Consider the following 8,991-nt stretch of genomic DNA (forward strand, 5'->3'; position numbering starts at 1 on the left):
TCTTCAAAGTTCTTTGTACATTCGTAGCGACAATGTTCTTCTTTTCCACTAGCACCAATGGAAAGTCCAACGAAATCATCATATTGCCAATAATGGATATTATGTTTTGACTCATATCCCTTTTTACAGAAATTACTAATTTCATATTGTTGAAAACTATTACGTTCTAAATAACCAACAATAAACTCATACATATCCGCTTCAGTATCTTCATCTAACGCTCGATAACCTTTACGACTAAACTCACTGTTTTCTTCAATTGTTAAACTATAAATCGAACAATGAGGAACACCAATAGCTACAATAAAATCAAGTGTTTGTTCGAGTTGTAACATTGTTTGAGTAGGCAAAGAATACATGCAATCACAGGATATATTTGTAATACCTACTTCATGTAGCCACTTAATGCACTGCATAATATCTTTCTTTGTATGTTTTCTACCTATTAGTTTAAGTAATGTCTCATCAATTGTTTGAATACCTAAACTAACACGATTAATACCTGCAAGTTTGATGATTTTAGCTTTTTCAATCGTTAATGTTTCAGGATTTATTTCAATCGTAGTTTCCACACTATTAGTTAGACAAGGTTTAATAAGATTCAAAAATTGAGCCAAATCATCTTCACTTAAACATGTAGGTGTACCACCACCTATATAAACTGTATCAAAATTGAAATTTGAAATTCGATCATTTATTTCTTCCTCAAGTGTAAGTAACCATTTTTTTAGTAATACTTCATTTTTTCTAACACGACAAAAATCACAGTATGCACAAATGGAATCACAAAATGGTACATGAATATACAGACTTCTCATAAAATTACCTCACTCTTATTTTAACATAGCTTTTTTGTTATTCTACAAGTATACGAGGTAATCTACTTTTTAACTGACATAAGATTTCATTGGAAATTGAATTCGCATGATTTGCAAGTTCTTCTACACGTATTACTTTTTCATGATCTTCTCCAACTATCGTTACTATCTCTCCCACATGAATGTTACTTAGTGAAGAAATATCAACCATGAATTGATCCATGCATATCCTACCTACAATCGGACAATATTCTCCTTTAATCAATACTCTACCCTTACAAGATAATTCTCTTGGTAGACCATCACCATAACCACCTGCGACAACTGCTATTTTAGTATAATCTTTTGTTGTATATTGCAACCCATATCCTAATTTTTCGTTTGGATTCAATTCTCTAATCAAAACAATCTTCGATTTAATCGATAAAACAGGCATCAAATTATCTTGTTCATTAATATCTTGGGTTGTACTATAAACACCAAACATTCCTAAACCTAATCGAATCATATCATACGCACCTTGTGGATAGTTTAAAACACCATAACTAGAAAGTATATGAGCTTCAATATGATTTTTTTTATCGAAACTATTCATACAATTCTCAAATCGTTTTAACTGAAGATTGGTATATATTCTGCTTTCTTCTTTTTTTTCATCGGCAACACAAAGATGACTAAACACTCCTGTAAGCTTAATATTCTTAAATTGACCTATTTTGTATAATAATTCTTTATCTTCGTAATTTATTCCTAAACGATGCATTCCAGTATCAATTGCAAGATGGCATTTTATATTTAAATTCCTTTGATTTACTAAAGATGCATATTCATAGCTAACCAATGTTTGTGTTAAATTGTATTTTTTAATTAACATAAGATCATCAATATCTGTATAACCTAGAATTAGTATTTCTCCGTTAACTTTATTTTTTCGTAATGCAATACCTTCATCTATCGTGGCGACACCAAAATTGGTTATCTTAAGCTGATTCAAATACTTTCCTATAAGAATATCACCATGTCCATAAGCATCAGCCTTGAGTATTGCCATTATCTTACATGATTCAGGAACTCTTTTTTTAAATTCCATAATATTATTAGATAACGCTTTTTTACTAATTTCTATCCATGCTCTTCTTTTAAGATTACAGTTTTCTTTTTTTTTTGAAATAAAAGTAATTAATATTGCTACTAATAAAGAACAAAGAAAAGTAGTGACAAAAAGAATTAAATGATTATCAACAAACATTGAAGTTAAATTCGTTAATTTAGAAAATCCTCTAATAGCGATAATTACAATAGGATGTATGATATAAATCCAAAGTGTAACATTTCTTAAATCGATTCTATCTCTACATCTTAATTGAATTAAATAGTTATATAAGAAAAACATGCATGGTATTAGAAATATATACATGCTGTCGTGCTTAACCCAATTAAGTTCATGAATATAGATTGCTTCGATCACCATGCAGATAAGCATAATTATAAATCCCATCATTGATATTGATTTATTTAGTTTAAATTTACATTCACGAACAGCGACTCCCAAAATTAAAAAGATCGGTGCCATAAATATACCATTCCTTGTATAGTCAAAAAAGATAAATAAAAAGTTCATTATTTCTTTTATTACTGGTGTAGCTTGAGCAAAACCAAAATAACTATCACCAAGCAATCCTATTATATAAAGTCCTACTGTGATAATAAATACGGTAACAATTGAATGGTTTTTAAGCAACCATGTTGTAAGCATTATCCCTATGATTGATGCGGGAAAATACCAAAGATGGTAAAATGTTCCATCAAAAATAATCATACGGGCAATCGAAAAAATTGTTACTCCTTCCAATTGTCCTGCATAGATATTAATTGGGATATAGATAAGTATCGCAATCGTATAATAGAATAATAGTTTTTTACATGCTCTACTAGATATCTGATAAGATTTCTTAGATACCACAAAGTAACCAGAAATCATGAAAAAGAATGGAACTGCAATTCGTGCAAGAATACGTGTCAATAAAAAATCTAATTGACTACTTATATTTAACAATGGTGATGTATGAACTGCCACAACAAGTATTGCCGCAACTACGCGAAAATAATCAATTCCACCAAACTCTTTTCTATTACTCATTTATTTGCCACTCCGCTAATAATATTCCTTTTTGATTATCACCAGAAATTGTGTAAATTACATCTTCTTCAACATCAATTATTTTTTCTTCTTTGATTTCTATATACGAAATTTTACCTTCAATTCCATTTATAGAAAACCAATACTTCTTCTCAGGATATTGATATTCACGAATGAACTCTATGTATTCTTCTAATACAATATCTTTTTCATTGATTATTAATGAATGTGGTAGACCAACATAACGGAAATGCCATGGTTCACATCCTATATTTGTGATTGTTTCTTTTGATTTCAAATATCTCTCAATAAATCCAAAAGCTGTTGCCTTCTTTCTAAAAACCTGTGCAATGCCTTCATATGGAAATTCTGGGCAAAGAAAATCAATATTCGGTTTAATAATACCTACATCTATAGCTAATCCTGTTTGATGTTCGCTACATCCTGGTAATGCCACAAATTTTTGTGTGAATTCTAAACCGTTTTCAGCTATTGATTGATTGTAGATACACTCTTGTTCCTTGAATGAACGCCACCCACTCACAAGTGCAATATCGCTCCAACCATCAATAGAATTCATCAACCCTTTCAACATTTCCGTCGCTTCATGTTCTAATAAAATATTGGGATATAAATGACTAACTTCAATTAATTTAGAATAATTAATTTCATTCACTTTATTTTTATGATTTACTAAAATTAAATTTCCTTGATGAATCATTGATTGATTAATCGTTATTTTTCTCATTTTAATGTACCTTCTATTGCTATTGTAATTACTTCCGTCAAGTCTAAACCGATTGCTTTCATCATAGATGGAAATCGACTATGTGCAGTGAATCCTGGAATTGTATTTACTTCATTAAAATAAATTTCATTATCTTCACTGATAAAACAGTCTACACGTGCAAATCCTTGGCATCCTAAAATATGATAAACACTAGCGCACAGTTCTTTAATTTCTTGTCTTTTTTCAATAGACAGTCTTGCTGGAATATGAATCTTAGAGGTTTCTAATGTATATTTTTCAGTAAAATTGAAGAAGTTTTGATTACATTCAATTTCATCAATTTCACCAATGATTAATTTTTCATCACCTAATATTGCACATCCAACTTCAAATCCTTTTACCTCTTCTTCAATAAGTATTTTTGTATCATAATTGAAAGCTTCTGTTACAGCTTTATAAAGCTCATCACTTGTTTTTATTTTGCTAATCCCAAATGATGAACCTGCTCGTAATGGTTTAATGAACAGTGGATACTTTAATTCAATCGTCTGTTTTAAAATATTCTCAAATGAATTAAGGTGTGAGAATACAATTCCTTTAGTAACTCGAATGCCGGCGTGTTCAACCAAACAATGTGAACGATATTTATCCATGCACAAAGATGAAGCCAATATTCCACAACCAATTAGTGGAATATTTGATAATGCTATCAACCCTTGAACCGTACCATCTTCCCCATTTGAACCATGGAGCACAGGGAAAATCGCATCTAGTTGAATTGATCGTATTCTTTGATTTTCAATGACCATTAATGAAGAATCTTGTGCATCACATGATAAATATGCTTTTTGACATGATTTATCATTCATCCATTGATTATTTCTAATCTTATTAATTTCTCCATTGTAGTAATACCAAGAACCCTTTTCAGTAATTCCAATCAATACTACTTTATATCTAGTACGGTCGATATTTTCTATCACAGCACATGCAGATTCCAATGAAACATTATATTCAGGTGATTTACCACCAAACATTATTCCAATAACTTTCATATTAAAGTATTCACCCCATATTTTTCTAAGTCATACCCAATGACACATTGGTTTTCATATACAAACTCTTCTTTAATGAGTTTGCCTGAATCATTTTGAATAAATTTTTTCCAGACTTCTACTTTTTCGACAGTTGTATCATTCTCTTTGTAGTATCTTAAATTTCTATTTTCTATCTCATATCTTATTTTGCATTCCTCATTTGAATATAAATATCCATTGATATTTGTATCATCAAAATAAATACCCAATTGAAATGTCTGTTCAGAGTTATTTTTAACTTTCAAGTCAATCCATCCATCCGCAATTGTTGCGTCAATTCCTTTTACACAATCACCTGAAAGTTCTGGAAACTCTTTAATACGATGCCCCTTCCTTTCTACAATTGTCAGTGGTGAATGTAAAAATAATTGAAATAGTAAATTACTTAATTGACATAAACCACCCCCAACTGCAGGTATAGTTTCTCCATTCACAACGGTTAATCCCTCTTTGTAAGAAATAAACTTATCTGCTTGATGTACTAACTTCCAAAATGAAAATGTTTCACCTGGTCTTATTAATAACCAGTTAATTGGTAATGCAGCCAGTTTAAGATTAAATACTTTATTTTCTTGATATTTAAAATCAAATCCTGTTTCGTAGTTATACATAGGTGTTTTAATAGATGCACAAAGATAAGGTAAGCGATGTTCATCTCTATTACATGCATATTGATTTCCATCCATTTTCATTTTCATATAAAAACAGAATTGTCTTTGCTTTTGGCGTAATGGTAATAAAAACGGAAATTTTTGCGTTATTCTTTTTTTCATTTCTTCTTTCACCCTTGAGAATATAAAAGTCTCAACCTTGTACCTACATCGTACTAAAGTTGAGACTTTATTTTATTTGTTTATTCTTAAACAGTTACTACTATTTTATAAAGTAATTCTTACGAATTTCTTACGCCATTTTTGGAAATATAACAACGAATTGAATTTTCTCGTTTTCGCTTTCAACCATAATATTACCACCATGTAATTCAATTATTTCTTTTGCAATCGCAAGACCTAGTCCAGTACCTCCTGTGGAGCTTTGACGTGAGTTATCCAAACGGAAAAATTGTTCAAAGATACGACATAATATTTCTGGGGGGATGGTTTTCCCTGAGTTAGTTATTTTAAATTCAAGATTATCATCATTATTTTTTATACTTAAAAGTATTTTGGTATTCTCAAAACTATAATTTATTGCATTCCTAATTAAGTTATCAAAAACTCGTTCAAGTTTGTTAGAATCGCAGACATAATAAATATCATTTGGAATATCTAAATCAAACTCCAAGTTCTTTTCTAACAAGATTGGAGTAAACTCATATGCAATTTGTTGAAGCATAACGCTAATATTTGTATTTTCTTTTTGTAAAATTTGGGTTGTTAGATTAAATCGTGTAATTTCAAAAAATTCATTAACTAAATATTCTAACCTTTCTGCCTTATTTAGTGCAATATTTGTATATCTTGCTCGCATTTCTGTTGATATATCTGGTTCATCTTGTAAAAGTGTTAAATAACCAATAATGCTCGTTAAAGGCGTCTTTAAATCATGTGCTAAGTAAATAACTAAATCATTTTTTCGTTTTTCGGCATCTTTCGCCACAATTGCACTTCTTAATGTTTGTTCACGAACTAGATTCAACTCATCTTCCACTGATTTAAGATTTTTTGAAAGTCGGATTGCCTCATCACTTGGATTCGCAATATCTCTTGCAGCTTGAATAATTTCATTTAAATAGCGAATAGGTTTATTTAAGTAATATGCCGTTATTCCGACAATTCCGCCTACATAGACTGTACCTACAATAATTGCAAAATAATCTAACATTCCCCTTAAGAGTTGATAGAGTGGATCTGAATTATGCCAAACCCTTGATGATGCTAATGTAATCGTCATTATTACAACTGCCGGAAATCCCACCAAAAATAACGCTAAAGTAATTACATAGCGAAGAACAATTTGATTTCCAATTTGATTTTTTGTTTTATTCAATTGTATACCCCACTCCCCACACTGTTTTTACATATTTTGGTTTACGCGTAGGTTCTTTCATTTTTTCTCTTAGTCGAGCAATATGTGCCATAACAGTATTGTTGCTATCAAAATACTTCTCTTTCCAAACCTGCTCAAATAATTCTTCTGTACAAACAACCTTTCCTTGTCTTTCTGATAAATACCACAAGATATCAAATTCGATTGGTGTTAAGAATATTTCTTTACCATTCAAATTACATTTACGGTTGCTTTTACATATTTGTAGTGCACGAATATTTATTTCATCAATTTCTTTTTCTCGTTCATGTTGATTGTAGCGAGTATACCTTCTCAATTGCGTTTTAATACGCGCTACTACTTCTAAAGGATTGAATGGCTTAGTAATATAATCATCCGCCCCTAATGTTAGACCCGTGATTTTATCCATGTCTTCATTTTTAGCTGTCAACATTATGATTGGAAATAAACATTTCTCTCTTATCTTTTTACACAATGTAAAACCATCCATATCTGGTAGCATTACATCTAGAATAGCTAAGTCTATTTGTTCATGTTGAACACAATCCAATACATGTTTAGCATCGTAAAACTTTATTACATGATAATTTTCGTTATTTAAATAGACTTCTATTAAATCTGCAATTTCTTTCTCATCATCAACAATCAAAATAGTCTCTGCCATAATTTCCCCCTAAATCTTCACTCTTATTTTACTTATTCTATTTTTCTTTATCAACCTTTCAATTCTTACGATTTTGTGACAAAAGAAAAGAATAACGATTTTTCGCTATTCTTCGTCCATTGAAAGTACTGCCATGAAAGCTTCTTGAGGTATCTCTACAGATCCTACTGCTTTCATACGTTTCTTACCTTCTTTTTGTTTTTCTAATAACTTTTTCTTACGTGTTATATCGCCACCATAACATTTAGCTAATACATTTTTACGTAATGATTTAATATTTGTACGCGCAATTACTTTTCCATTAATTGAAGCCTGTACTGGAATTTCAAATTGTTGTCTTGGAATCAAATCCTTCAATTTAACTGTAATTGCATTACCACGATGATAAGCAAAATCACGATGTACAATAATACTCAATGCATCAATGATTTCTCCATTTAATAGAATATCCATTTTTACAAGTTTACCTTCACGATAGCCTATCAATTCATAGTCTAGTGATGCATATCCTTTAGTAACTGATTTTAATTTATCAAAGAAATCAAATACGATTTCTCCTAATGGAATATCATATTCAATTTGATTTCTTCCATCATCGATATAATGCATATCTTTATAGATAGCACGTTTATTTTGGCAAAGTTCCATAACTGCACCAACATAATCATTAGGAACCATGATTTGAGCTTTAACATAGGGTTCTTCAATATGATCAATACGTTGTACTTCCGGCATATGCGCTGGATTATCAATAGTAATCATTGAACCATCTGTTAAGTAACAGTGGTAGATAACACTTGGCGCAGTTGCGATAAGTGTTAAATTATATTCTCTTTCAAGTCGCTCTTGAACAACATCCATGTGTAACAAGCCTAAAAATCCACAACGGAATCCAAATCCCAATGCCTGTGACGTTTCAGCCTCAAATTGTAAAGAAGCATCATTTAATTTCAATTTTTCTAGTGCATCTCTTAAATCGTTGTATTTATCTGCATCTGTTGGATATAATCCACAATATACCATAGGATTCATTTTACGATAACCTGGTAATGGTTCTTTTGATCCATTGACTACCGTTGTAACAGTATCTCCTACATGAACATCTTTTACTGACTTAATCGAAGCACAGAACCAACCAACCATTCCACATTCCAACTGATCTGTCTTTACTTCTTTAGGTGTTCTAACTCCACACTCTAATACTTCATATTCAGCACCGGTTGCCATGAAGCGAACTTTCTCGCCTACCTTTAATGTACCTTCTTGGATACGTACAAAGGCAATTACACCACGGTATGAGTCATATACAGAATCAAAGATTAAGGCTTGTAAAGGGGCCTTAGAATCGCCTTTAGGCGCAGGAACATGTTTAACAATGCTTTCTAAAACTTGATCTACATTAAGTCCATTTTTTGCTGAGATGAGTGGAGCTTCACTACAATCAAGACCAATAATGTTCTCTACTTCTTCCTTAACACGTTCAGGATCAGCACTTGGCAAATCAATCTTATTGATAACTGGAATAATTTCTA

General features: G+C 31.0%; 8 protein-coding genes. All 8 read right to left on the reverse strand.

Annotated elements, in window-relative coordinates; translation table 11 throughout:
• Positions 1-818: radical SAM family heme chaperone HemW (hemW, locus tag RSB60_RS09415; RefSeq protein ID WP_332615958.1), on the reverse strand; the 818-nt coding region annotated here is incomplete at its 3' end.
• A 37-nt stretch (positions 819-855) separates the two neighbouring features.
• Positions 856-2,958 (reverse strand): serine racemase VanT catalytic subunit, encoded by a 2,103-nt coding sequence (gene vanT, locus RSB60_RS09420; RefSeq protein ID WP_332615960.1) that lies wholly within the window; start codon positions 2,956-2,958, stop codon positions 856-858.
• Positions 2,951-3,706, reverse strand: a complete 756-nt coding sequence (locus RSB60_RS09425) for a D-alanyl-D-alanine carboxypeptidase family protein (protein ID WP_323380619.1) — start codon at positions 3,704-3,706, stop codon at positions 2,951-2,953. The genes vanT and RSB60_RS09425 overlap by 8 nt, the downstream gene beginning before the upstream one ends.
• Positions 3,703-4,743 carry a D-alanine--D-serine ligase VanG gene (vanG, locus tag RSB60_RS09430; RefSeq protein ID WP_332615962.1) on the reverse strand — a complete coding sequence of 347 codons (1,041 nt, stop codon included), beginning with the start codon at positions 4,741-4,743 and terminating at the stop codon, positions 3,703-3,705. The genes RSB60_RS09425 and vanG overlap by 4 nt, the downstream gene beginning before the upstream one ends.
• Entirely contained in the window at positions 4,740-5,558 is an 819-nt protein-coding gene (vanW, locus tag RSB60_RS09435; protein WP_332475984.1) for a glycopeptide resistance accessory protein VanW, read from the reverse strand. The genes vanG and vanW overlap by 4 nt, the downstream gene beginning before the upstream one ends.
• A gap of 130 nt (positions 5,559-5,688) precedes the next feature.
• A complete protein-coding gene (locus RSB60_RS09440; protein ID WP_332615964.1) occupies positions 5,689-6,774 on the reverse strand; it encodes a sensor histidine kinase in 1,086 nt (361 codons plus the stop codon).
• Positions 6,767-7,459: a VanR-ABDEGLN family response regulator transcription factor gene (vanR, locus tag RSB60_RS09445; RefSeq protein ID WP_323380623.1), complete on the reverse strand. Its 693-nt coding sequence runs from the start codon at positions 7,457-7,459 to the stop codon at positions 6,767-6,769. Before vanR ends, RSB60_RS09440 begins: the two co-directional genes overlap by 8 nt.
• Before the next feature lie 105 nt (positions 7,460-7,564).
• Positions 7,565-8,991, reverse strand: a 1,427-nt coding sequence (gene lepA, locus RSB60_RS09450; RefSeq protein WP_332615966.1) for a translation elongation factor 4, incomplete at its 5' end; no start/stop codon positions are given.

Origin of the sequence: Anaerorhabdus sp., from assembly GCF_036657415.1 — a bacterium.
Classification (GTDB): Bacteria; Bacillota_I; Bacilli_A; order Erysipelotrichales; family Erysipelotrichaceae; genus Anaerorhabdus.

Excerpts from the sequence above, each read along its gene's own strand:
- RSB60_RS09425 (WP_323380619.1), bottom strand. The coding sequence starts at position 3,706 with ATGAGAAAAATAACGATTAATCAATCAATGATTCATCAAGGAAATTTA.
- vanW (WP_332475984.1), bottom strand. The coding sequence starts at position 5,558 with ATGAAAAAAAGAATAACGCAAAAATTTCCGTTTTTATTACCATTACGC.
- vanR (WP_323380623.1), bottom strand. The coding sequence starts at position 7,459 with ATGGCAGAGACTATTTTGATTGTTGATGATGAGAAAGAAATTGCAGAT.
- vanG (WP_332615962.1), bottom strand. The coding sequence starts at position 4,743 with ATGAAAGTTATTGGAATAATGTTTGGTGGTAAATCACCTGAATATAAT.
- vanT (WP_332615960.1), bottom strand. The coding sequence starts at position 2,958 with ATGAGTAATAGAAAAGAGTTTGGTGGAATTGATTATTTTCGCGTAGTT.